Below are 22,587 nucleotides of genomic sequence, written 5' to 3' on the forward strand. Positions count from 1 at the left end.
AGTAAATTTAAAATATAATCCAATTATGAACTTGTCACAAAGGGGGAAGGAAATATGGAAACGAGGCAACAATGGGGAACGAGGGCCGGATTTATTTTCGCAGCGGTCGGCTCTGCCGTTGGATTAGGAAACATATGGCGTTTTCCTTATACAGCGTATGAAAATGGGGGAGGCGCATTCTTTTTACCGTACTTATTCGCATTATTAACGACTGGTATTTCATTATTAGCGTTTGAATTTGCTCTTGGGCATCGTCACCGTGGTTCCGCGCCACTTACGTTCTTCCGTATTCATCCGCGTGCTGAATTCATCGGATGGTGGCAAATGTGCGTAACATTTATCGTTTCAACATATTATGCAGTAATTATTGCTTGGTCTATTTCATATACGTACTTTGCAATTACTGGAGCATGGGGGAAAGACACGCAATCATTTTTATTTAAAGAGTATTTACAGGTTGCAGATAAGCCAGGACAATTTGGGGGACTTGTACCAGAAGTGTTAATTCCGTTAGCTCTCGTTTGGATTATTGTGCTTGGTGTTGCATTCAAAGGAGTTAAAAAAGGAATCGAAGTTGTTAACCGTATTTTCATCCCTTTATTAGTTGTTATGTTCCTTATTATCGTAGTTCGTGCAGTGACGATGGAAGGTGCGATGCAAGGGTTAGATGCATTCTTTAAACCGGATTGGAGTCGTATTTTTGATGGGAAAGTATGGCTTGCTGCTTACGGTCAAATTTTCTTTAGTTTATCTTTAGCATTTGGAATTATGATTACGTACTCTAGTTATTTACCGAAAAACTCAGATACAACAAATAATGCCTTTATTACGGGCTTTGCCAACTCAGGATTTGAATTATTAGCAGGGATTGGGGTTTTTGCAGCTCTTGGATTTATGGCAAACAATATGGGAGTACCGGTTGATAAAGTAGCAAGTGCTGGTGTAGGGCTTGCGTTTGTAGTATTCCCGCAAATTATTAATGAATTACCAATGTCACCTTTATTTGGCGTATTATTTTTCTTATCATTAACGGTTGCTGGGATTACATCCCTCATTTCGCTTGCGGAAGTATGTTTTGCTGCCGTATCTGAAAAGTTTAGTTTAAGCCGCCAAAAAACAATTGGAATTATGGGGACGCTTCTCGTACTCGTTTCTCTCGTTTTTGCGACACGTGGCGGTCTTATGTTCCTAGATGTTGTGGATTACTTCGCTAATAACTTCGGATTAATTACAATTGCGCTAGCAGAAGTAGTTACGATAGGACTCATTTTACGTCGTTTACCGGTTTATCAAAACCATGCAAACTTCGTATCTGATATTAAGTTAGGGACGTTTTGGAGGGTGAGTTTACTCGTTATTACTCCGCTTATGTTAGGGTACATGTTAATTGATGGTACACTCCAAAATATTAAAAAGAACTATGGAGATTACCCAACAGAGTTTGTCGTTACGTATGGTTGGTCAATTGCAGCAGCGTTCCTTATCGTTGCGTTAATTATTAGTTTAAAGAAATGGAATACACAAATACATTCAGATTCTGCTAAGCTTGAAAAAGAATGGAAAGATCGGGGTGTTTCATAATGAGTGGATCAGCGATTATGATGATGGTTATTGGAATAGTAGTCATTTGGGGAGGGCTCGCATTAAGTATTGCAAATTTATTTAAGAAAAAGGCATAAACTAAAAAACATCTGTACCGAATTGGTACAGATGTTTTTTTATGAAAAAATTGTATTAGAAAAAAATTCAATAACCATACTACAACTACGAGGAAGAGTGAAGAGGTGAATGGAAATTGGAACAAACAATTTATATTAAAATGCGTAATCGATTAAAAGTTTCTCCTACGTATGAAGTAAAGCTCGGTGATGTTGCTCAACTTGCCGGAGATGCTCTGGTAGTTCAGTCGTTACAGGATGAGGTAGTTTACAAAATAACAGCGCATGATAAGACGCATGTTGTAATTGATGTTATGAAAATTATTGAGATTATTAGGCGAAAGGTGGCCCATATACAAATTAATTTACTCGGTTCTGGACAAACTCTTGTTGAAATTATATATGAAAAAAAGAAAGTACATCCGATTTTCTTCGGACTTGTATGGTTGTTACTTTTCATTGGAGCGGCCCTTGCGATCATTTATTTCCATGAAGATGTAAGTATGCAACAAGTGCACCAACGATTATATTACATGATTACGGGAGAATTTAAGGCGCAACCACTTCTATTTCAAATTCCTTATTCATTAGGTCTTGGGTTAGGTATGGTTTTATTTTTTAATCATGTATTTCAAAAGCGTATTAATGAAGAACCGAGTCCGTTAGAAGTGGAGATGTTCCAATACCAGCAGTCACTTGACCAATATGTAATTGTTCATGAAAACAAGGATAATATGAAACAACTTACCGATGATTGAGTCTGGATTCGTTATTTTAATTGCTTTAGCAGGAGGAATTGCAGTAGGTAGCGGATATGTCGCATTTTTAGCTGTACTTGGTATAATCCCTCGTCTAGCTCAATTAACGAGAAGTGGAAAGCACATTCAATATTTTGAGTGGGCAGTTATTGCAGGTACGTTAACAGGAGCTTGGTGTAGTTTGAAAAATATTACATTTCAAACATCGCAATATTGGCTTGTTATATTAGGAGTATTTTGTGGCACATTCATTGGAATGCTCGCTGCCGCATTAACAGAAGTGTTAAATGTTTTACCTATTTTAGCGAAACGAGTAGGGGTAGAGGGGAAAATAGTTGTTTTACTCGTTGCTCTTGTACTTGGAAAAGTAATAGGCTCGTTGTTTCACTGGATTTATTTCGTAAAGTAGGAGGCAATATATAAATGACAGGGCGAAAACTAAAGGACGATTACGTAAATAAAGTGAAGGAATACCATCCGAAACCAAATTATTCTATAAATTGTGTTAAGGCATTTTTTGTAGGTGGACTCATTTGTACAATCGGAGAAGTATTGATGAAATTTTATATACATTATTTTCATTTTAGTGAACAAGAGGCAGGGAATCCAACAGTCGCAACTCTTGTACTATTATCGGCGATTTTAACAGGTTGTGGTGTATATGATAAAATCGGGCAATTTGCTGGAGCAGGGTCGGCCGTACCTGTTACGGGATTTGCGAATTCTATGGCAAGTGCTGCGCTAGAGCATAAGAGTGAAGGAATTGTGCTTGGGGTTGCTACAAACATGTTTAAGCTAGCGGGAAGTGTAATCGTTTTTGGGGTTGTTGGGGCATACATTATTGGGTTAATAAGATATACATTTCAAATTTTGATGTCCTAAAGGAGGGGCTAGTATGAGGTTGACAGGAAAACAAACGTGGGTATTTCAAAATGATATTTATGTGAATGCAACCGGTACTGCCGTCGGTCCAAAAGAAGCTGAAGGCCCTCTTGGAAAGGAATTTGATATTTCATATGATGATTTACATTGCGGAGAGGAAAACTGGGAGCTTGCGGAACGAAGATTAATGTCAGATTCTATTCAACAAGTCATGCAAAAAGCAAATGTAGAAACATCACAAATTGATTTCTTTTTAGCGGGTGACTTATTAAACCAAACAGTAACAGCAAATTACGTTGCGCGTAAGTGGGGAATTCCCTTTTTAGGCATGTTTAGTGCTTGTGCGACCTCGATGGAGACTTTAGCGGTCGGATCAGCCTTTATAGACGGTGGATTCGCAAATCGTGTTTTAGCGACGGTAAGTAGTCATAATGCAACAGCAGAAAGACAGTTTCGTTATCCAACAGAGTATGGGGGACAAAAACCAGGGACAGCAAATTCCACTGTTACAGGTGCGGGATCCATATTAATTAGTAAAGAAAAAAGTGCCATTAAAATTACGTCAGCTACGATTGGAAAAGTGCAAGATTTAGGAATTGCCAATCCTTTAGATATGGGATCGGCGATGGCACCTGCTGCAGCTCATACAATTCAGCAACATTTTGAAGATTTGAAGAGAAGTGCAGCCGATTACGATTTGATTGTTACCGGTGATTTATCAGCTATTGGGACACCAATCGCGAAACAACTGTTACTGGAAGAAGGTTATGATATTGAGCATATATATAATGATTGCGGATTAATGATTTATGATTCGGGTCAAGAAGAAGTATTTGCTGGTGGTAGTGGTTGTGCTTGTTCAGCTGTTGTCACATATGGTCATTTATTAAGCGAGATGCAAAAAGGGAATTTACAACGAATTTTTGTCGTTGCTACTGGTGCTTTATTAAGCCCGATGATGATGCAGCAGAAAGAAACAATCCCAACAATTGCACATGGTGTCGTATTTGAGAGAGTGAAGGGAGAGTGAATTGTGGATTTTATATATGCATTTCTTGTAGGAGGCGCTATTTGTCTAGTTGGACAAGTATTGTTAGATTTTGCAAAGTTAACACCGGCTCATTTAATGGCTACTTTTGTAGTGATAGGAGCAGTTTTAGATGGATTTGGATTGTACGATAAGCTTATAAAGTTTGCGGGTGCTGGGGCAACAGTTCCTATTACAAGTTTTGGACATTCCCTATTACACGGGGCAATGCATGCCGCAGAGAAACACGGATATATAGGGATTGGTATGGGTATGTTTAGTTTAACGTCTGCAGGTATTTCTGCAGCGATATTATTTTCATTTTTTATAGCACTTATATGTAAACCGAAAGGATAAATCAAATGAGACGAAGGGTTGTTTTGGTCACAGATGGAGATGAATATGCAAAGCGAACAATTGAGCTTTTAACGAAGGAATTTGGGGGAAGGTGTATTTCAGCATCACAAAGTAATCCAACCAAATTGACAGGGAAAAAAGTTGTTGAGCTTATTATGCAAACGCCATATGACCCTGTATTTGTCATGTTTGATGACAGTGGATTTATTGGAGAAGGATCTGGTGAAAAAGCTTTAAAATATGTAGCCACGCATAAACAAATTGATGTGCTTGGGATTTTGGCTGTAGCGTCTAATACACATCATTGGGAATGGGCACGTGTAGATGTAAGCGTGGATCGAAACGGGAATTTAACGGAATATGGCGTTGATAAGTTTGGACTCCCAGATGGTGAAATTGGCAGAATTAGCGGAGATACAATTTATTGTCTAGATGATTTGAATGTTCCTGTCATTGTTGGAATTGGTGATATTGGTAAGATGTGTGGAAACGATGAATGGGAGAGAGGCTCACCAATTACGAAAAAAGCAATTCAGTTAATTTTGGAAAGGAGTGGGTTTTATGACGAAGCCTAAAAAAATAGATATCCCTATTTCAACTTTCATAAGTGACAATGAAAATTATTTAAAACAAACGGTTGGATTAGGCGTTACATTTGATGTTGGTATTCGTAAATTTCAAATTTTGAATAAAGAAATTGCTGTGTTATTCGTAAATGGACTTTGTGATACAAATTATATCATTCCTATTTTAGAAGAAGCTGTGGATACAAATGAAATAAGGGATGTTGAAGAAGATACAGTAAAGCTTTTAGAGAATCGTTTAATTCATCAGCAAGTAAGTAAAGTGAAAACGATGGATGAAGTAATGGTTCAAGCGTTATCAGGGCTTATTATTATATTTGTAGAGGGTGAAACAGAAGCATTCGCGATAGATGTTCGTAGCTATCCAGGGCGAACACCGACAGAGCCGGATACCGAAAAAGTAGTACGCGGTGCGAGAGATGGATTTGTTGAAAATATCGTTGTAAATACAGCGTTAATTCGTAGGAGAATTCGAGATCCACGTCTTCGAAACGAAATTGTTCGAGTAGGGGATAGATCGCAAACGGATATTTGTATTACATATGTACAAGATGTTGCAAATCAAGATTTAGTAAAGATTATAAAACAAGAATTAAATAACATTGATGTTGATGGCATTACGATGGCGGATAAAACAGTGGAAGAATTTGTTGTAAAGCAAAGCTATAATCCATTCCCGCTTATTCGATATACAGAAAGACCGGATGTAGCGGCAAACCATCTATTGGAAGGGCATGTGCTAGTACTAGTTGATACATCACCGAGTGCTATGATTACGCCAACAACATATTTCCATCATTTACAGCATGCAGAAGAGTTTAGACAAAATCCAGCTGTTGGGACATTTTTACGCTGGGTACGCTTTTTAGGTGTTTTATTCTCCTTGTTTTTACTACCATTTTGGTTAGTGTTTGTATTTGATCCAACTCTTTTACCAGAAAATCTTGCTTTTATTGGACCGACTAAGATGACACATTTACCAATTTTATTACAAGTATTAATGGCAGAGGTCGGGCTTGAGTTTTTAAGGATGGCTGCCATTCATACTCCAACGCCGTTATCGTCTGCAGCAGGATTAATTTCCGCTATATTAATTGGTCAAATAGCAATCGATGTAGGTTTGTTTGTACCAGAAGTTATTTTATATGTAGCAGTTTCTATGATTGGTGCATATGCGACACCGAGTTATGAGTTAGGGCTAGGGAATAAGGTTGGAAAATTATTTGTTATTATTTTAACAGGTCTCTTCCATGAAATGGGCTTTGTAATTGGTATGACGATATTGATTTTATTTTTAACGTCTATAAAAAGTTTGCAAACACCTTATTTATGGCCGTTTTTACCATTTGATTGGGGCGCATTAACAAAAATTCTACTCCGTCCGACGATGTCTAGTTTAAAAGTACGACCAAGTATTGTAAGACCTCAAAATGTAAAAAGACAAAAATAAACGGGATTATACACCCGTTTATTTTTTTAGCAAAAATTTATTGTTTTTTAACAAAAATCAAACATTTTTTGTGTACACTTAGAGTAGATATTGTGTATGGAAGGGGAAGAGGACATGATTAAATTATTTGTAAGTGATTTAGATGACACGCTCGTTTACAATGTGAATGATATGCAAAAAGAAGATGAACGTGCAATTTGTTGGTTAGCTGAAAAAGGGACAAATATTTGTTTTGCCTCAGGCCGCTTTACTCATCGAATTGATGAAGTCGTAAATAGGTTTGCATTCCCGTATTACACAACGAGTTTAAATGGAGCGACGATGTTACTACCGGATGGGAAAATATTTCATGAATCAAGTTTTGAAGATGGGATTGCCCAGGAAATATATCGATATATCCATAAAAAGGGACTAGCAGATATTGTTTGTGCAAATGAGCAACGGTATACAAAAAGAAAAAATGAACATCACCATAATTTTGAAACGTATATGGGCGTGCATATCGCTGAAATAGAAGCATTAGAAGAGGAATTTGGTAAAACTGTACATCCTGCGAAATTGTTTGTTTTTGGGGAAGAAGAGACAATTGAAGCATTAGATCAAGAATTACGAGATACCTTTCAAAACGAAGCGGAAGTTTTTATGTCTGGTAAACGCTATGTTGACATTATGCCCAGGGGAGTAAGCAAAGGGAGTGCTTTAAGACGACTAATGGAACATTTGCAAATTGAAGCAAATGAAGTTGCATGCATTGGAGATTCTTTCAATGATATTTCTATGTTTGAAGTAACCCCACATTCATTCACTCTGCATCATGCTCATCCATATGTGAAGGAGAAGGCAAATCATATAGTTCGTTCGGTTGAAGAAGCTATTATGAAATTGCCGTTACTTGTATAAGAAAAGAAGCTCGTCACTGACGAGCTTCTTTTTACTTGAATAAAGATTTAACAAAATCAATGATACTTGAGAAGAAATCTTTCACTTTATCTAGGAAACTTTGCCCTTCTTCAGATCCTAAAAAGGCAGAAACGTGTTCTTTTGCTTTATTTAACTGACTGCCAACTTGATTCCAATCGATATTAAGATTTTTCATTTTATCAAATAGCGCAACTAAGTTATCTAACTGTTCATCCGTTAATGTAATACCAAGTTGATCTGCAATTTTTTTAATTAATGAACGTAAATCTTCAGTTGTTTTTGGCTGTTCTTTGGCAATTTCTTCTTTAATTTTCGCAACAAGTTGAACAGCTTTTTCTTCACCAATTTTATCGCCGAGCTGGGATGTTTGCACCATTTCTTCATTGGCTACTTTTTTTACTTCCTCAGGAATTGCTTTGTTTGATGTCGTTTCATAGGCTTTCATTAAGCCAGTTAAAGCAGCAGTTCCAGAAACTTTAAATGGTGCAGTAATTTGAATTTCTGCATCTTTCACACCTGCTGTAATAAGTGCGTTTGTGTACATTGCATCTGTTATTGAATTAATGTTTTTTGAACGTACAATGAGACCAGAACCTGGCTTTGTGTATGTGATCATAGAAGAGGAAATTGCTCTCGTACCAATTTGCGCTTTTGGAACAATCCCTTCTAGAAATTTATGTTCTTCCGCATTAGACACAGTAATAATTGTAGCATCTTTTGGTGCTTTCATTTCTTTTAACAGATCTTGTTTTTGTTGTTCAGACAAGTTTTCTCCTAGTGTAACAATTGATTCTCCTTCGATGATGTCTGCAAACGAAGCTGTTGGCATAATAAATACTGCTACAGCTAATAGCAGAGCTAGTAATTTCGTTTTCACGAAAAATCGCTCCCTTTCTCTTTCTAAAATTTTCGGGCAACACAGTTATTATAGTATATATTTCTTATTTGTCACCTAGCTTTTTCCACATTTCAAAAAAGAAGTATGTAGATTGTCGGATTCTTTTTGTTTCTAGTCATGAATGTGGTAATATAGTGCTGAGATAGTTGAAAGGAGACATATACGTATGAAAACTTTAGGATACATATTAATGGAAAATGGTGAAAAAATCGATTTAGAATTTTTCCCAGAAGAGGCACCAAAAACAGTAGAAAACTTTAAAAAACTAGCAGAGCAAGGATTTTATGATGGTGTGACATTCCACCGTGTTATTCCTGGCTTCGTAAGCCAAGGTGGAGATCCAACAGGAACAGGTGCGGGTGGCCCAGGTTACTCTATCCCATGTGAAACTGATGGAAATCCTCATAGACACCTTGTAGGATCACTTTCTATGGCTCATGCTGGCCGTAACACAGGCGGTAGTCAATTCTTTATCGTTCATGAGCCACAGCCACACTTAGATGGTGTACATACTGTATTTGGTAAAGCAACAAGCGGTATTGAAACAGTATTAAACATGCGTCAAGGTGATGTAATGAAAGAAGTTAAAGTTTGGGAAGAATAAGTGAATGAGAAAAGAGAGCTATTGCTCTCTTTTTTATTTTTAATAGGAATGGGTATTTCGTTTAAGGTACATGATACAAGTAGTAATGTGACTGTAGTGAAAATAAGTCGCTTATGAGAACAAAATATTAACAAATTACATAGAATACATTAGATTACACGTTTCAATAAAGATTTTTTGTTACATTCATTTTGCTAGAATTCATCTGCTCTAAGGTGATGAATAGTGAAGTGATAATGAGCGGTGGATGTTTCTTTTCATTTTCATATAACAGCGTTTCTTCTTTTATCTACTTAACAAAAATAGTAATGAAATGTATATTTGACTTTCTTCTTTTCGCTTTGTATGATTATCAAGTTGTTTTAAGCTCTTCTCACTCTGTTGAAAATATTGTAAAATGAATGTGATATGAAAAGAGTGATTGAGGGGATTTAATAGTTTGTAACTTTTGTAAGAAGGGATAAGGGTTATGTTAATTCGTTTTAAAAAAAGTTATGAAAAGATTGCAATGGGGCTTCTTTCATTTATGCCAACTGAAAAAGATGTGAAAACATTACAATTGACTATGAAAGATTATGAAGCAAAGGATGATTGGCAATTGTATTTGTGGAAACAAAACGAAGATTTTGTTGGGATAATGGGGATTGTAAAAAAAGAGAATCAAGTTTTGGAAATTCAGCATTTGAGTGTGAACCCATCTCACCGTCATATGGGTATTGGGACGAAGATGGTTCAAGAGTTAAAGAGTAAATTTCTTGATTTTACAATTTGCGGAAATGAGCAAACAGCAAGTTTTTGCAAAAAGTGTAAAGGGCTTGAACAAAATATACATTCGTGAAAGCAGAGATAAGTAGTTTATTATCTCTGCTTTCTTTTTTGTAATTGTTCGTTTCGTTCAGCGATGACTTCTGTTCGATCACGTAATGTGTGCTTATGTATTATAAATTCATTAGAAGTAGCATTCACGTCTTTCCAAGGAAGGTTTTGTTTCTGACATAATTCTATGCAGTACTTTTCTAATGTTGTATCCGACAATGGTAAAAATAACGGTGTAAAACCTTCTTCTTTCTGGATAGATTGCAATTTATCTTTGAGTAAGAACAGAAGTTGTACCTCATTTATTCCTAAACGAAGTAAATGTGCACTGTTTTTTTCTAAAATCGTTATGGCGCTTTTCATCATCTTCTCTGCGCCATTCCAGTTAGAGCGTCTGTGATGGTATAAAGAAACTGCAATTTGAATGAGGCCGACTAAATAATTATCCCGATTTCCTCTCGGTTTTGTTTTCCAATACTCTTCCAGTATTTCGTGACATTCAAAATAATCATAATCTCCGTGAAAATGAATTAAAAACTGTATGTATTCCGTAGGATACATTTTCTTCGCCCCTATCTAACGGTTATAAGTATAAGTTTATCATAGAAATATGAACAATAAACGACTAGGGAATTTCTCCCTAGTCGTTTATTGTTCATATTAGCAGAAGCAAGCTGCCCCTACAATAATTAGTAAAATAAACAATACAACAAGTAATGCGAACCCACCGCTAAAACCACAATCAACGTGACCCATAGTTTTTTGACCTCCTACATTGTTCTTACTACACTGTTATCATATGAAGTGGTGGGCATGATGCCATAGGCATAGGTCTATTTTTAATTAAATTTCTTAAAAAGGTTGGATAGAACATGAGTATGCTCTATACTTATGTTGTTATAGAAAAAATGTGGTGGGATGCTTTGTGCAGTATAATTTTAAAGTAGAGGCTTTTGAAGGGCCTTTAGATTTATTGTTACATTTAATACATCGTTATGAAATTGATATATATAATATTCCTGTAGCGGAAATTACAGAGCAATATTTATCTTATGTTCATACGATGAAAGAACTACAATTAGATGTTGCAAGTGAGTATTTAGTAATGGCTGCAACGTTATTACAAATTAAAAGTAAAATGTTGTTGCCGAAACATGAAGAAGATGTACTTGATAACGGTGATGACTTTATAGATGATCCTCGTCAAGAATTGATGGAGAGGTTAATTGAATATAAGAAATATAAGCAAGTTGCTACTGAACTAAAAGAAAGAGAACAAGAAAGAGCACAGCTATATACACGTCCGCCAATTGATTTTACATCATTGCAACAAGAAGAGGAGACAAGCTTGCCTCTTGATGTTACGTTATATGATATGCTAGCGGCATTTCAAAAATTAATGCGCCGTAAAAAAGCAAAGAAACCTGTGACAACACGTATTACTCGTCAAGAAATACCAATTGAACAGCGTATGACGGATATTTTAAAGCAGTTAGAAATACAAGGTGGTCGTCAAAGTTTTTATGATTTGTTTGTTGATGATGAAAGGGAAATAATGGTTGTAACATTTTTAGCGGTTCTTGAGCTTATGAAAAATCAACAAATCGTAATTGAACAAGAACATAATTTTGATGAAATTTTCGTATCAAGCTATACTAAATCTGCATAGAGTTAGTATGGAAAATGGGATAGAAATAGTATATCTCATGCTAGGTTTGAATGTATCGTTTGGAACAAGAGAAAAAATATTGAACCGAACGCATTGATTGTGATTCGGTTTTTTGCTGTGTATTTTTATGGAGAAAATAGGAGGAAGGAGCTCGTAAGATGGATAGAACAGAACAGAAATCAATCATTGAAGGGCTTTTATTTGTTTCTGGTGATGAAGGGATTTATCCTGAACAAATAGCAAAAGTCCTTGAAATTGAAGGAAACGAAGTAATCGATATTTTAGAAGAAATGCAAAAAGAATGTGAAGGTGCACACCGAGGTTTGCAAATTGTACAGTATGCAAAAGTATATCGTTTTGCTACAAAGAAAGAACATGCGTCGTACTATCAAAAACTAATAGATATCCCAACAGCTGCTTCACTCTCTCAGGCCGCGCTAGAAACGTTAGCGATTGTTGCATATCGTCAACCCATTACAAGAACTGAAATGGAAGAGATTAGAGGGGTAAAAACCGATAAGGCGTTACAAACGTTAGTATCACACTTACTTATAAAAGAAATGGGAAGAGCAGAAGGACCTGGGCGTCCTATTTTATATGGAACGACGAAAGAATTTTTAGACACGTTTGGATTAAAAACATTAGATGATTTACCTCCGCTTTCTGAAGAAAACGAACAAATGAATGAAGCGGATTTATTCTTCGGTTCTTTACAAGAGATATCGAAATAAAAGCTTAGCATTTTGCTAAGCTTTTTTTGTATATCAATTATATACCGTGCCATACTAATTGAAAAAAGGAGACGAGTTATGAGAGGTATACGAAGTGTTTTATTATTAGTTTCTGTTTTGTTATGCTTTTCTTTAAATAGTGCATCTGCCAAAAGGTATATGATGTCTATTCATACCGCGTCTCCTTTACATATGCAGCGGCAACATTTTGGTAAAATGAAAGTGAGTTTCTTAAAAGTTGGACAAGGTGATGCAACACTTATTATATTGCCAAATGGACAAACGATGTTAATTGATGGAGGACCTTATGAAGCTGGTGAGGTTATCATCCAAAAACTAATTGAAAAAGGAATTAACCATTTAGATGCTATCGTCAGTACTCATCCGGATATGGATCACATTGGAGGACTCATTCCGATTGTAGAGCAAATGCCGGTATCACTTATATTAGATAGTGGAAAAACATATAGTTCTCTTACTTATCATACGTATCGAAATCATATAAAGAAAAGGGGAATCCCTTTCATTTCAGTAAAAGAGGGCCAATACATACCGCTAGATCCGCATGTTTCCATACAAGTATTAAACAACGGGAAGTCTAAAGATGAAAATAATGAATCTTCAATTGTATTAAAGATTCGGTATGGTAAGGCAGATTTTTTACTAATGGGTGATGCTGATGTGCGGACGGAAACTGAAATATTAAAGCGATTTGATGTACATGCAGATGTGTTAAAGGTGGGACATCATGGCTCATATACTTCAACAAGTGAAAGATTTATAAAGAAGGTAGAACCACAGTTCGCGATTCTTTCTTATGGTAGCAGAAATCCGTATGGACATCCTCATCAAAGTGTAGTGAGACGATTAAAACAGCGTGGTATAATGATGTATGGAACAAATAAGCGTACAGTAGAAATGGAAACAGACGGCGAACATATTACAATTGGGTCTAGCGGATTAATGCCGTTACTTAAGTGATTCATGCGATAGATGATATTGTTCCTTTTTGGAAAAAATGAATAACATATATTATAATTGTGAGAGACGTACTAAGCTTCCTTTTTGTTAAACAAAGAGGAAATTTCATTAGAATGTATAGACAACTACTCGTGCATATATTAAGATGGGATTAGGCGAATAAGGTAATAATAACAAGTAGGTATTTCATGGGAAAGGATCGATGAAAATGAAAACGCAAGTTGTCATCAATGCCAAAATTTATACAGGTCAAGAAGTAGTGGAAAACGGATTTATTCGTTACGCAGAAACAATTAAAGAAATTGGTTTGATGGCTCAATATGTATCACAAGAAAATGAAACGGTTTTAGATGCGGCAGGAAAAATTGTGATTCCAGGTATGATTGATGTTCATATTCATGGTGGATACGATATTGATGCGATGGATGCAAATAGCGATGGGTTAGTAACTCTAGGTAAAGAAATGTTAAAAGAAGGAGTTACAACTTACTTCCCAACAACAATGACACAAGCTCCAGAAGCAATCGAAGCAGCACTACATGCTGCGAAGGAAGCGAAAGAAAAAGGAGCACATTTCGAATATATTCACTTAGAAGGACCGTATGTTTCAAAGAAACGTGCAGGTGCACAACCACTTGAACATATTGTTCCTGCGAATATTGAACAATTTAAACAATGGCAGGAAGCAAGCGGGAATTTAATTAAATTAGTAACATATGCACCTGAAGAAGAAGGTGCGTTAGAGTTTGAGCAGTATCTTGCTGAAACTGGTGTTGTTGGCACAATGGGACATACCGATGCAATTGATGCGCAACTAAAAAATAGAAACATTACACATGCAACGCATTTATACAATCAAATGCGTGGATTACATCACCGTGAACCAGGAGTTGTTGGTCATGTGTTATTAAATCCAGATGTAATGGTTGAAGTAATTACAGATGGTATTCACATTCACCCTGATATGGTGAAATTAGCATATAAATTAAAAGGACCGAAAAAAGTAAGTGTTATTACTGACGCAATGCGTGCAAAAGGTCTTGAAGATGGATTATATGAGCTTGGCGGACAGCCAGTACATGTAAAAGATGGTAGTGCTCGATTAGAAGATGGAACGTTAGCTGGTAGTATTCTAAAGATGGATCAAGCTTTCCGAAATGTAATTGAATTTACAGGTTGTTCAATCGAAGAAGCAGTACTAATGACATCAGTGAACCAAGCAGAAGAGTTTGGATTAAATAATAAAGGTGCATTAGCGGTAGGAAAAGATGCAGACTTTGTTGTGATGAATGAAGATTTACATGTATATGATACGGTTCGTTTAGGAATTCATATGAAGGAAGGGAAGTAATGAAATGAATATTCTTGTTGTAAAAACTCCAGAAGAACTAGCAGAAGCAGGTTATAAATTAATTGAAGAAGTTGTAAAAACAAAAGAAAATCCAACATTAGGAATGGCTACAGGAAGCTCTCCATTAGGTATTTATGCAGAAATGCGAAAAAATAAACTTGATACAAGCCGTGTAACCACTGTAAACTTAGATGAGTACGTAAATTTACCACATGAAGATAAAAACAGCTATCACTATTTCATGCAAGAACAGTTGTTTGATCATCTTCTATTTAAACAAACTTATGTACCAAACGGGATGGCAAGTGATTTAGAGGAAGAGTGCAAACGTTACGAGGGCATTCTAGCTGCTAACCCAGTTGACCTACAGATTCTTGGAATCGGTGAAAACGGTCACATCGGATTTAACGAACCAGGAACACCGTTTAATTCTCCAACAAACATTGTTGAATTAACAGAATCTACACGCCAAGCAAACCTTCGCTTCTTCGAAAAAGAAGAAGATGTGCCAACTCATGCAATTACAATGGGAATTGGGAGCATTATGAAAGCGAAACAAATTCTACTTGTTGCTATGGGTTCTAAAAAGGCAGAAGCGGTTAAAGAATTATTGCAAGGTGCATATAGTGAAGCGTGTCCTGCTACAGTTTTACAACGTCATCCGAATGTAACCGTAATCGCTGATCAAGAAGCTCTATCTTTATGCAGTGAGGCGATTGCTGATGAACATCGACAAGTATTCACCATTTCCGATCTATTATCAGATTCAAGAGTGGGTGAAACAGCTAATTGAGGACGGCGAATGGAAGCCGGGAGATAAAATCCCATCTGAGAATGAACTTTGCGATAAGTTCGAAGTGAGTCGTATGACAATCAGACAGGCGATTAATAATTTAGTGGAACAAGGTTATTTATATCGGAAACGTGGAATCGGTACGTTTGTCCAACTTCCGAAAGTGGAACAAAAATTGCAAGGAATGACAGGATTCACAGAAGATATGATTTCTCGTGGGATGAACCCAAGTAGTCAATTATTAAGTTTCCGCCTAGTTCCAGCTACTGCGAAAATAGCAGACCGGCTGAGAATACAGGAGGGAGAGTCGGTTTATGAAGTGAGGCGTATTCGCTTAGCTGATGATGAACCGATTGCTTTTGAGACGACATATTTGTCGCCAGCTCTTGTAAAAGATATTAACGAAGAAATATTGCAACAATCTTTATATGAACATTTAGAGAAAAAACTGGGCTTCAAACTTGTTAGCGCTACTCAATCAATTGAAGCTTCAATTGCAACGGATAATGAAGCGGAACATCTGCATATTCCTAAAAAGGCGCCAGTGCTTGTCATGCGTCAATGGTCATATTCAGAAGGTGAAGTACCGTTAGAGTATGTGAAATGTATTTATCGTGGAGATCGTTATAAGTTTATTACAAACATCGCACGTAACAAATAATATATTTCAGTTTGTGAAGTACAGTAAATGTCAAATTGTTTAACATGTAAAGAAAAAATACGACTCATCCTTACAAGGAGTGAGTCGTATTTTTATTATGAGCAATTACGTGGTTAACAGCATCTTTAACTGTATTTACTACATAGTGAGCGTGTTCTTTTACTGCGTCATCTGCTTGAGCCATAGCAAAACTGTGAGGAGTTAAAGCAAACATTGGAATATCATTATAAGAATCCCCTATGCAAGCAACTTCCTCTGGTTGTAATTGAAACTCTTTTAATAAAACAGAAATAGCAGAACCTTTACTAATATTAGGTGGCATTACATCTAAGCATTGTTCTGCTGAAATGAACGTACTAACTTTTCCATGAAATTTTTCATCAATTTTTTTCTGAAGGAGTTGTAAGCTCTCCTTTGTTCCACCGACAGAAATTTTATTCGGGAAAATTGTATCATCTATTTTCTGTAATAAATTTGGTTCTTCGACAGAAGTCATCGTTACTTGTTGCTCAAGTTCATGAATAAACGGTGTTTTTTCTTCAATGTAGTAATTATGTTCATCACTAACATAACGGAAATAAGGATCTTCATTCGTCATGTGTAACAACTCAGGAAGAATGCTGGAATCAAAAGTTGCAGATAATAGCTGCTTATTTTCATTTGTATATACAAAAACACCATTAACACTAATGCGGTGGAAATTTGTATTTACAGCTTTCATTAAGTCTGCAATTTCATTATCAAGTCGGCCAGAAGCGAAACAAAGAATCACATTTTGTTCAGCAAGACTACGAAGTGCTACAATATCCTGTTCGTCAATTAAACCTCCGTGTTGCATCATTGTACCGTCGATATCACTTACAAACATTTTAATCATGTTGCTATCTCCTTTCTATGTACAGTTGCTCTTACATTATACGCATCATATATAAACATGTCTAAAAAATGAATTTTTATGAAATGGTAGATGTTTTACATTGACGACAAAGAAGAATGTTCTGTAACATAAAAGCAGGCTATTTAAGTACGAGGGTGGTGTTATATGAGTAATTATCTAGAAATTAAAAAAGTTTTAAATAATAATGTCATCATTGCTAGCCATCCTGAACATGAGGAAGTAGTAGTGATTGGTAAAGGAATTGGATTTGGGAAAAAAGCGAAAGATGTATTGGAGCAAGAACAAATTGAAAAAATGTTTGTTCTAAAAAATGAACGTGATCGTGAACAATACAAACTGCTCGTTCCACATGTGAGTGAAAAATTAATTGAATTAATGAATGATATTATGTTCTATATTCAAGAAAAAGCAAAATCGCCATTGAATGAACATATTCATATCGCTTTAACAGATCATATTTCTTTTGCAATTAAGCGTTTAAAACAAGGACTTACAATTGATAATCCTTTTTTAGTTGAAACGAAAATGCTCTATCCAGAAGAGTATGAAATTGCTGAAGGTGTTGTAAACCTTTTAAATTCTCGTTTGCAAATTACATTGCCAGAAGGAGAAATTGGGTTTATTGCACTCCATATTTACAGTTCACTTACAAATTCAGATTTATCTTCAGTTAATCAAAACTCTCGTCTCATTGCACAGCTTGTATCTTTAATTGAGACAAACTTACAAATTACATTAGACCAAGAAAGTATTCACTATTTACGCCTTATTCGTCATTTGCAGTATGCTATTGAACGGGTGAAAAAAGGGGAGAAAGTAGAGGAATCACAAAGTTTTGCTGATTTATTAAAGGCGGAATATCCTGTCTGTTATAATTTAGCTTGGAAGCTAGTTAAGGTCATGCAAAAAGAGCTGCAACTTCCTGTTTATGAAGCAGAGAGTATATATTTAACGATGCACCTGCAGCGCTTAGTGAAGGCAGAGCATGTGTAAAAAGCCCTATATTTTTGTCTAAAATGAAAACGTTAAAAAAAATCATTGAATCGCTTACAATAGTTATGTATAATAACTATTGCAAAGTTATACAAATTTCGACAAACACATTAAGGTATAAAACGAAAACGTTTGCCTTAATTATAGTGAACTTATACGTAAACCTATTTTTGACACGTGTTACTGATTCGATCAGGCATGAGTGGAGAAAAGTAAGGAATGTAAGCTAGAGAAAGGGATATACTACCCTTTGTATAGCTATCGTTCTATCTTTTTTTCCTCATGCCTTTTTGGCGTTTGTCGGAAGGTATCAATATAGATAAGAGAGGAAGGGTTTCCATGTTTAAGAAGATCTTTGGTGTTCTTCAAAAAGTCGGAAAAGCGCTTATGCTTCCAGTAGCGATTTTACCGGCAGCAGGTATTTTACTTGGATTTGGTAATGCATTTCAAAATCCACAGTTAACAAATGTTATTCCTGCTTTAAAAGCAGATTGGTTCGTAATGGTAGCAAAAATTATGGAACAATCTGGTGATATTATTTTCGCTAACCTTGCATTACTATTCGCAGTTGGGGTAGCAATAGGTTTAGCTGGTGGAGACGGAGTAGCTGGTTTAGCAGCATTCGTCGGCTACTTAATTATGAACAAAACGATGAGTGTGTTCTTAGAAGTAGATAAGCTAGTGAAAGTAACAAGTTCTGGAGCAGACCCAGTAAAAATTGGATTTGCAGATCCAGCGTATGCAAACGTATTAGGAATTCCAACGCTACAAACTGGAGTGTTTGGTGGTATTATCGTCGGGATAGTAGCGGCATATTGTTACAATAAATACTTCAACATTGAATTACCATCATACTTAGGTTTCTTTGCAGGTAAGCGTTTCGTACCGATCGCAACTGCAACATTCTCTTTAATAGTAGGTATTATCATGTGCTTCGTTTGGCCATACATTCAAGGTGGCTTAAATACGTTCTCACATCAAATGATTGATGCAAATAGAACGCTAGCAGCATTTATTTTCGGTTTAATTGAACGCTCATTAATTCCATTTGGATTACATCACATTTTCTATTCACCGTTCTGGTTCGAATTCGGTCAGTATACAAATGCGGCTGGCGAATTAATTCGTGGTGACCAAAAAATCTTTATGGCACAGTTAAAAGACGGTGTAGAATTAACAGCAGGTACATTTACAACTGGTAAGTATCCGTTCATGATGTTCGGTCTTCCAGCAGCAGCTTTAGCAATGTACCATGAAGCACGTCCAGAAAACAAAAAATTAGCAGCTGGTATTTTAGGTTCTGCTGCATTAACATCTTTCTTAACAGGTATTACAGAGCCACTTGAATTTTCATTCTTATTCGTAGCACCAGTATTATTCGGAATTCACGCAGTATTCGCTGGTCTATCATTTATGACAATGCAAATTTTAGGTGTTAAAATTGGTATGACATTCTCTGGTGGTTTAATTGACTTCCTATTATTCGGTGTACTACCAGGCCGTACGGCATGGTGGTGGGTAATTATTGTTGGTCTTGTACTAGCAGTTATTTACTACTTCGGATTCCGATTTGCAATCCGTAAATGGGATTTAAAAACACCTGGTCGTGAAGTTACAAATGCGAATGAAGGTGCAGGAAAAGCAGAAGCTGGTGAACTTCCTCGTGAAGTATTAGTAGCACTTGGTGGTAAAGAAAACATTGCTTCTTTAGACGCTTGTATTACTCGTTTACGTGTTCAAGTTAACGAACAAAAGAATGTAAACAAAGATCGCTTAAAAGAGCTTGGAGCAGCTGGTGTACTTGAAGTTGGAAATAACATTCAAGCTATTTTCGGACCGAAATCTGACACACTAAAATCACAAATTCATGATATTATGTCAGGTCGTACACCTCATGTTGAAAAAGAAGAGCCTGTAAAAGTAGAAGAAGCTCCTCAAAAAGTTGATGAAAATGAAACGATCGTTTCACCAATTGAAGGGAAAATCCTACCAATTACAGAAGTGCCTGATCAAGTATTCTCAGGAAAAATGATGGGAGACGGATTTGCGATTGAGCCAACAGAAGGAACAGTAGTTTCTCCAGTTAACGGTGAAATTGTCAACGTATTCCCTACAAAGCATGCAATTGGTATTCAATCTGAAGGTGGAAAAGAAATTTTAATCCACTTCGGTATTGATACTGTAAAATTAAATGGTGAAGGTTTTGAAGCACTTGTAGCACAAGGTGACAAAGTGAAACAAGGACAACCATTATTAAAAGTAGATCTTGCATTTGTAAAAGAAAATGCACCATCTATCATTACACCAATTGTATTTACGAATTTACAACAAGGGCAACAAGTCGAATTGAAAAAAGATGGAAATGTTAAGAAGGGCGAAAACGCTATTATTGACATTCAGTAGGAATTTGACGCAAAATGTTTATAATTATAATAGGCGATGTGGTTGACCGGACATCGCCTATTATATACAATAGATGATGTAGTACTCACGTCTATACAACTAAAAAATACTGTAATTTAAAGGAGATAAATTATCATGGAAAAAATCTTTAAAGTAACTAGCGACTCAGGAATTCATGCTCGTCCAGCAACTCTACTTGTAAACACTGCAAGCAAATTTGGTTCTGACATTAACTTAGAGTATAACGGAAAGAACGTTAACTTAAAATCAATCATGGGCGTTATGTCTTTAGGTATTCAACAAGGCGCGGAAATTAAAATCACTGCAAATGGTGATGATGCAGCTCAAGCACTAGCAGCTATCGAAGAAACTATGAAAAACGAAGGATTAGGAGAATAATGACTCTTAACATTCAAGGGATCGCTGCATCAAGTGGGATTGCTATTGCAAAGGCTTTCAGACTTGAAAATCCTGAATTTAACATCGAAAAGAAATCAATTACAAACGAAGCTGCAGAAATTGCACGCTTAGAAGCTGCGCTTGAGAAAGCAAAAACTGAATTAGAAGCTATTAAGGACCACGCTTTTGCTGAGCTAGGTGCTGACAAAGCTGCGATCTTTGAAGCACATTTATTAGTGTTAAATGATCCAGAACTAGTAAACCCAGTAAAAGATAAAGTAAATAGTGAAAAAGTAAATGCTGAATTTGCAATGGATGAAGTTGCATCAATGTTTATTTCTATGTTTGAAAACATGGATAACGAATATATGAAAGAACGTGCTGCGGACATTCGTGACGTAACAAAACGTGTTCTTGCACATTTACTAGGCATTAACTTCTCAAATCCTGGTACAATTTCTGAAGAAGTAATCATTATTGCTGAAGATTTAACACCATCTGATACAGCTCAGTTAAACCGTAAGTATGCAAAAGGTTTTACAACTGATATCGGTGGACGTACATCTCACTCTGCAATTATGGCTCGTTCTATGGAAATTCCAGCTGTTGTTGGTACGAAAGTTGTTATGGAGAAAATCCAAAACGGCGATATCGTAATCATCGATGGTTTAGATGGAGAAGTAATTGTTAATCCATCAGAAGAAACTCTTCGCTCGTTTGAAGAAAAGAAAGCGAAATTTGAAGAGCAAAAAGCTGAATGGGCAAAATTAAAAGACCAAGCTACTGTAACAAGTGATGGACATCACGTTGAGCTTGTTGCAAATATCGGAACACCAAATGATGTACAAGGTATTATCGATAATGGCGGAGAAGGCGTTGGTTTATACCGTACAGAATTCTTATACATGGGCCGTGACAATCTTCCAACAGAAGAAGAGCAGTTCGAAGCGTATAAAGCAGTTCTTGAAGGTGTAAAAGAAGGTCAACCTGTTGTTGTTCGTACACTTGACATCGGTGGAGATAAAGAGCTTCCATACTTACATTTACCAAAAGAAATGAACCCATTCTTAGGATACCGTGCAATTCGCTTATGTCTTGATGAGCAAGATGTGTTCCGTACACAACTTCGTGCATTACTTCGTGCTAGCGTATACGGTAACTTAAAAATTATGTTCCCAATGATTGCAACTCTTGATGAGTTCCGTCAAGCGAAAGCAATCTTATTAGAAGAAAAAGCGAAACTTGTAGAAGCGGGTACAACTGTTTCTGATTCTATTGAAGTTGGTATGATGGTTGAAATTCCAGCTTCAGCCGTATTAGCAGATCAATTCGCAAAAGAAGTTGATTTCTTCTCTATCGGAACAAACGACTTAATTCAATACACAATGGCTGCAGACCGTATGAACGAACAAGTATCTTACTTATACCAACCATATAACCCATCTATTTTACGTCTTGTAAAAATGGTTATCGATGCTGCTCATAAAGAAGGCAAATGGGCTGGTATGTGTGGTGAGATGGCGGGCGATTCACTTGCTATCCCATTATTATTAGGATTAGGTTTAGATGAGTTCAGTATGAGTGCAACATCTATTCTTCCTGCAAGAACACAACTAAGCAAGTTGTCAAAAGCAGAAATGGAAACATTAGCAGAAAAAGCATTAATGATGTCAACTGCTGAAGAAGTTGTTGAACTAGTTAAAAGCATATAATCAATAAAAAAACCTGAGTCGATTTGAAATCGGTCTCAGGT

The 22,587-nt window shown here is 36.3% G+C and carries 27 protein-coding genes; 23 read left to right on the top strand and 4 right to left on the bottom strand.

Annotated features, from left to right (window positions below; translation table 11 throughout):
• Positions 1–54: 54 nt before the first annotated feature.
• From AC0NJG_RS06195 to AC0NJG_RS06240, 10 genes are all read left to right on the top strand, one after another.
• Positions 55–1,581, top strand: coding sequence for a sodium-dependent transporter (locus AC0NJG_RS06195; protein WP_087954387.1), 1,527 nt, complete (start codon positions 55–57; stop codon positions 1,579–1,581).
• The gene (locus AC0NJG_RS06200; RefSeq protein WP_000016826.1) at positions 1,581–1,679 is read left to right on the top strand and encodes a methionine/alanine import family NSS transporter small subunit; all 99 of its coding nucleotides are present in this window, start codon (positions 1,581–1,583) and stop codon (positions 1,677–1,679) included. The genes AC0NJG_RS06195 and AC0NJG_RS06200 overlap by 1 nt, the downstream gene beginning before the upstream one ends.
• A 116-nt stretch (positions 1,680–1,795) precedes the next feature.
• Positions 1,796–2,416 carry a stage V sporulation protein SpoVAA gene (gene spoVAA / locus AC0NJG_RS06205; protein WP_087954388.1) on the top strand — a complete coding sequence of 207 codons (621 nt, stop codon included), beginning with the start codon at positions 1,796–1,798 and terminating at the stop codon, positions 2,414–2,416.
• Complete coding sequence (gene spoVAB, locus AC0NJG_RS06210) at positions 2,409–2,825, top strand: stage V sporulation protein SpoVAB (protein WP_087954389.1); 417 nt, start codon at positions 2,409–2,411, stop codon at positions 2,823–2,825. Before spoVAA ends, spoVAB begins: the two co-directional genes overlap by 8 nt.
• Before the next feature lie 14 nt (positions 2,826–2,839).
• A complete protein-coding gene (spoVAC, locus tag AC0NJG_RS06215) occupies positions 2,840–3,298 on the top strand; it encodes a stage V sporulation protein AC (protein ID WP_474062926.1) in 459 nt (152 codons plus the stop codon).
• Between the two features lie 13 nt (positions 3,299–3,311).
• On the top strand, positions 3,312–4,328 hold the full coding sequence (gene spoVAD, locus AC0NJG_RS06220) for a stage V sporulation protein AD (RefSeq protein WP_087954391.1): 1,017 nt from the start codon (positions 3,312–3,314) through the stop codon (positions 4,326–4,328).
• Between the two features lie 3 nt (positions 4,329–4,331).
• A complete protein-coding gene (gene spoVAE, locus AC0NJG_RS06225; RefSeq protein ID WP_000345905.1) occupies positions 4,332–4,682 on the top strand; it encodes a stage V sporulation protein AE in 351 nt (116 codons plus the stop codon).
• A 5-nt stretch (positions 4,683–4,687) separates the two neighbouring features.
• Positions 4,688–5,257, top strand: coding sequence for a stage V sporulation protein SpoVABEA (spoVAEA, locus tag AC0NJG_RS06230; protein ID WP_001254414.1), 570 nt, complete (start codon positions 4,688–4,690; stop codon positions 5,255–5,257).
• Positions 5,244–6,716 (top strand): spore germination protein SpoVAF, encoded by a 1,473-nt coding sequence (spoVAF, locus tag AC0NJG_RS06235; protein WP_087954392.1) that lies wholly within the window; start codon positions 5,244–5,246, stop codon positions 6,714–6,716. The genes spoVAEA and spoVAF overlap by 14 nt, the downstream gene beginning before the upstream one ends.
• A 96-nt stretch (positions 6,717–6,812) precedes the next feature.
• On the top strand, positions 6,813–7,616 hold the full coding sequence (locus AC0NJG_RS06240; RefSeq protein WP_061183918.1) for a Cof-type HAD-IIB family hydrolase: 804 nt from the start codon (positions 6,813–6,815) through the stop codon (positions 7,614–7,616).
• A gap of 31 nt (positions 7,617–7,647) precedes the next feature.
• On the opposite strand, the gene AC0NJG_RS06245 is transcribed toward AC0NJG_RS06240, so the two are convergent.
• On the bottom strand, positions 7,648–8,514 hold the full coding sequence (locus AC0NJG_RS06245) for a DUF1002 domain-containing protein (protein ID WP_000850502.1): 867 nt from the start codon (positions 8,512–8,514) through the stop codon (positions 7,648–7,650).
• 187 nt (positions 8,515–8,701) lie between these two features.
• Between AC0NJG_RS06245 and AC0NJG_RS06250 the strand changes: the two genes are divergently transcribed.
• The 3 genes from AC0NJG_RS06250 to ribT all read left to right on the top strand — a co-directional run bounded on the left by AC0NJG_RS06250 (position 8,702) and on the right by ribT (position 9,977).
• Positions 8,702–9,139 carry a peptidylprolyl isomerase gene (locus AC0NJG_RS06250; RefSeq protein WP_000853783.1) on the top strand — a complete coding sequence of 146 codons (438 nt, stop codon included), beginning with the start codon at positions 8,702–8,704 and terminating at the stop codon, positions 9,137–9,139.
• Positions 9,140–9,357: 218 nt separating this feature from the next.
• Complete coding sequence (locus tag AC0NJG_RS06255; RefSeq protein ID WP_087954393.1) at positions 9,358–9,540, top strand: hypothetical protein; 183 nt, start codon at positions 9,358–9,360, stop codon at positions 9,538–9,540.
• A gap of 68 nt (positions 9,541–9,608) precedes the next feature.
• Positions 9,609–9,977: a GNAT family N-acetyltransferase RibT gene (ribT, locus tag AC0NJG_RS06260; protein WP_088326688.1), complete on the top strand. Its 369-nt coding sequence runs from the start codon at positions 9,609–9,611 to the stop codon at positions 9,975–9,977.
• Between the two features lie 20 nt (positions 9,978–9,997).
• Here the strand turns inward: ribT and AC0NJG_RS06265 are convergent, their stop codons facing one another.
• On the bottom strand, positions 9,998–10,516 hold the full coding sequence (locus tag AC0NJG_RS06265) for a DUF309 domain-containing protein (protein ID WP_087954395.1): 519 nt from the start codon (positions 10,514–10,516) through the stop codon (positions 9,998–10,000).
• A gap of 99 nt (positions 10,517–10,615) precedes the next feature.
• Positions 10,616–10,711, bottom strand: coding sequence for a YjcZ family sporulation protein (locus AC0NJG_RS06270; protein ID WP_000510194.1), 96 nt, complete (start codon positions 10,709–10,711; stop codon positions 10,616–10,618).
• 169 nt (positions 10,712–10,880) lie between these two features.
• Here AC0NJG_RS06270 and scpA point away from each other — a divergent pair, with 169 nt between their 5' ends.
• The 6 genes from scpA (at position 10,881) to phnF (ending at position 16,141) form a co-directional block, all read left to right on the top strand.
• Complete coding sequence (gene scpA, locus AC0NJG_RS06275; RefSeq protein ID WP_001199762.1) at positions 10,881–11,624, top strand: segregation/condensation protein A; 744 nt, start codon at positions 10,881–10,883, stop codon at positions 11,622–11,624.
• 158 nt (positions 11,625–11,782) lie between these two features.
• On the top strand, positions 11,783–12,355 hold the full coding sequence (scpB, locus tag AC0NJG_RS06280; protein ID WP_000376224.1) for a segregation/condensation protein ScpB: 573 nt from the start codon (positions 11,783–11,785) through the stop codon (positions 12,353–12,355).
• Between the two features lie 78 nt (positions 12,356–12,433).
• Entirely contained in the window at positions 12,434–13,336 is a 903-nt protein-coding gene (locus AC0NJG_RS06285; protein WP_087954396.1) for a ComEC/Rec2 family competence protein, read from the top strand.
• A 208-nt stretch (positions 13,337–13,544) separates the two neighbouring features.
• On the top strand, positions 13,545–14,687 hold the full coding sequence (nagA, locus tag AC0NJG_RS06290; RefSeq protein WP_474062945.1) for an N-acetylglucosamine-6-phosphate deacetylase: 1,143 nt from the start codon (positions 13,545–13,547) through the stop codon (positions 14,685–14,687).
• Positions 14,688–14,691: 4 nt separating this feature from the next.
• Entirely contained in the window at positions 14,692–15,480 is a 789-nt protein-coding gene (gene nagB / locus AC0NJG_RS06295) for a glucosamine-6-phosphate deaminase (RefSeq protein ID WP_474062927.1), read from the top strand.
• Positions 15,410–16,141, top strand: a complete 732-nt coding sequence (phnF, locus tag AC0NJG_RS06300) for a phosphonate metabolism transcriptional regulator PhnF (protein WP_002194085.1) — start codon at positions 15,410–15,412, stop codon at positions 16,139–16,141. Before nagB ends, phnF begins: the two co-directional genes overlap by 71 nt.
• Before the next feature lie 70 nt (positions 16,142–16,211).
• Here the strand turns inward: phnF and AC0NJG_RS06305 are convergent, their stop codons facing one another.
• On the bottom strand, positions 16,212–17,018 hold the full coding sequence (locus AC0NJG_RS06305; RefSeq protein WP_000594235.1) for a Cof-type HAD-IIB family hydrolase: 807 nt from the start codon (positions 17,016–17,018) through the stop codon (positions 16,212–16,214).
• Positions 17,019–17,183: 165 nt separating this feature from the next.
• Between AC0NJG_RS06305 and glcT the strand changes: the two genes are divergently transcribed.
• The 4 genes from glcT (at position 17,184) to ptsP (ending at position 22,546) form a co-directional block, all read left to right on the top strand.
• Entirely contained in the window at positions 17,184–18,032 is an 849-nt protein-coding gene (glcT, locus tag AC0NJG_RS06310) for a glucose PTS transporter transcription antiterminator GlcT (RefSeq protein ID WP_087954397.1), read from the top strand.
• Positions 18,033–18,371: 339 nt separating this feature from the next.
• Positions 18,372–20,435, top strand: a complete 2,064-nt coding sequence (gene ptsG / locus AC0NJG_RS06315) for a PTS glucose transporter subunit IIABC (protein ID WP_087954398.1) — start codon at positions 18,372–18,374, stop codon at positions 20,433–20,435.
• Between the two features lie 135 nt (positions 20,436–20,570).
• On the top strand, positions 20,571–20,834 hold the full coding sequence (gene ptsH, locus AC0NJG_RS06320; RefSeq protein WP_000411079.1) for a phosphocarrier protein HPr: 264 nt from the start codon (positions 20,571–20,573) through the stop codon (positions 20,832–20,834).
• Positions 20,834–22,546, top strand: coding sequence for a phosphoenolpyruvate--protein phosphotransferase (ptsP, locus tag AC0NJG_RS06325; RefSeq protein WP_000174221.1), 1,713 nt, complete (start codon positions 20,834–20,836; stop codon positions 22,544–22,546). The genes ptsH and ptsP overlap by 1 nt, the downstream gene beginning before the upstream one ends.
• Positions 22,547–22,587 lie beyond the last annotated feature (41 nt).

It is taken from the genome of Bacillus sp. SSR7 (assembly GCF_055902415.1).

Bases quoted from the DNA above. Each gene is read 5' to 3' on its own strand.
- spoVAEA (WP_001254414.1), top strand. From the start codon at position 4,688: ATGAGACGAAGGGTTGTTTTGGTCACAGATGGAGATGAATATGCAAAG.
- AC0NJG_RS06265 (WP_087954395.1), bottom strand. From the start codon at position 10,516: ATGTATCCTACGGAATACATACAGTTTTTAATTCATTTTCACGGAGAT.
- spoVAF (WP_087954392.1), top strand. From the start codon at position 5,244: ATGACGAAGCCTAAAAAAATAGATATCCCTATTTCAACTTTCATAAGT.
- nagB (WP_474062927.1), top strand. From the start codon at position 14,692: ATGAATATTCTTGTTGTAAAAACTCCAGAAGAACTAGCAGAAGCAGGT.
- AC0NJG_RS06195 (WP_087954387.1), top strand. From the start codon at position 55: ATGGAAACGAGGCAACAATGGGGAACGAGGGCCGGATTTATTTTCGCA.
- spoVAD (WP_087954391.1), top strand. From the start codon at position 3,312: ATGAGGTTGACAGGAAAACAAACGTGGGTATTTCAAAATGATATTTAT.
- spoVAB (WP_087954389.1), top strand. From the start codon at position 2,409: ATGATTGAGTCTGGATTCGTTATTTTAATTGCTTTAGCAGGAGGAATT.
- ptsH (WP_000411079.1), top strand. From the start codon at position 20,571: ATGGAAAAAATCTTTAAAGTAACTAGCGACTCAGGAATTCATGCTCGT.
- AC0NJG_RS06285 (WP_087954396.1), top strand. From the start codon at position 12,434: ATGAGAGGTATACGAAGTGTTTTATTATTAGTTTCTGTTTTGTTATGC.
- glcT (WP_087954397.1), top strand. From the start codon at position 17,184: ATGAGTAATTATCTAGAAATTAAAAAAGTTTTAAATAATAATGTCATC.
- ptsP (WP_000174221.1), top strand. From the start codon at position 20,834: ATGACTCTTAACATTCAAGGGATCGCTGCATCAAGTGGGATTGCTATT.
- phnF (WP_002194085.1), top strand. From the start codon at position 15,410: ATGAACATCGACAAGTATTCACCATTTCCGATCTATTATCAGATTCAA.
- AC0NJG_RS06255 (WP_087954393.1), top strand. From the start codon at position 9,358: ATGAATAGTGAAGTGATAATGAGCGGTGGATGTTTCTTTTCATTTTCA.
- ribT (WP_088326688.1), top strand. From the start codon at position 9,609: ATGTTAATTCGTTTTAAAAAAAGTTATGAAAAGATTGCAATGGGGCTT.
- ptsG (WP_087954398.1), top strand. From the start codon at position 18,372: ATGTTTAAGAAGATCTTTGGTGTTCTTCAAAAAGTCGGAAAAGCGCTT.
- nagA (WP_474062945.1), top strand. From the start codon at position 13,545: ATGAAAACGCAAGTTGTCATCAATGCCAAAATTTATACAGGTCAAGAA.
- AC0NJG_RS06305 (WP_000594235.1), bottom strand. From the start codon at position 17,018: ATGATTAAAATGTTTGTAAGTGATATCGACGGTACAATGATGCAACAC.
- scpB (WP_000376224.1), top strand. From the start codon at position 11,783: ATGGATAGAACAGAACAGAAATCAATCATTGAAGGGCTTTTATTTGTT.
- AC0NJG_RS06270 (WP_000510194.1), bottom strand. From the start codon at position 10,711: ATGGGTCACGTTGATTGTGGTTTTAGCGGTGGGTTCGCATTACTTGTT.
- AC0NJG_RS06250 (WP_000853783.1), top strand. From the start codon at position 8,702: ATGAAAACTTTAGGATACATATTAATGGAAAATGGTGAAAAAATCGAT.
- AC0NJG_RS06200 (WP_000016826.1), top strand. From the start codon at position 1,581: ATGAGTGGATCAGCGATTATGATGATGGTTATTGGAATAGTAGTCATT.
- AC0NJG_RS06240 (WP_061183918.1), top strand. From the start codon at position 6,813: ATGGAAGGGGAAGAGGACATGATTAAATTATTTGTAAGTGATTTAGAT.
- spoVAC (WP_474062926.1), top strand. From the start codon at position 2,840: ATGACAGGGCGAAAACTAAAGGACGATTACGTAAATAAAGTGAAGGAA.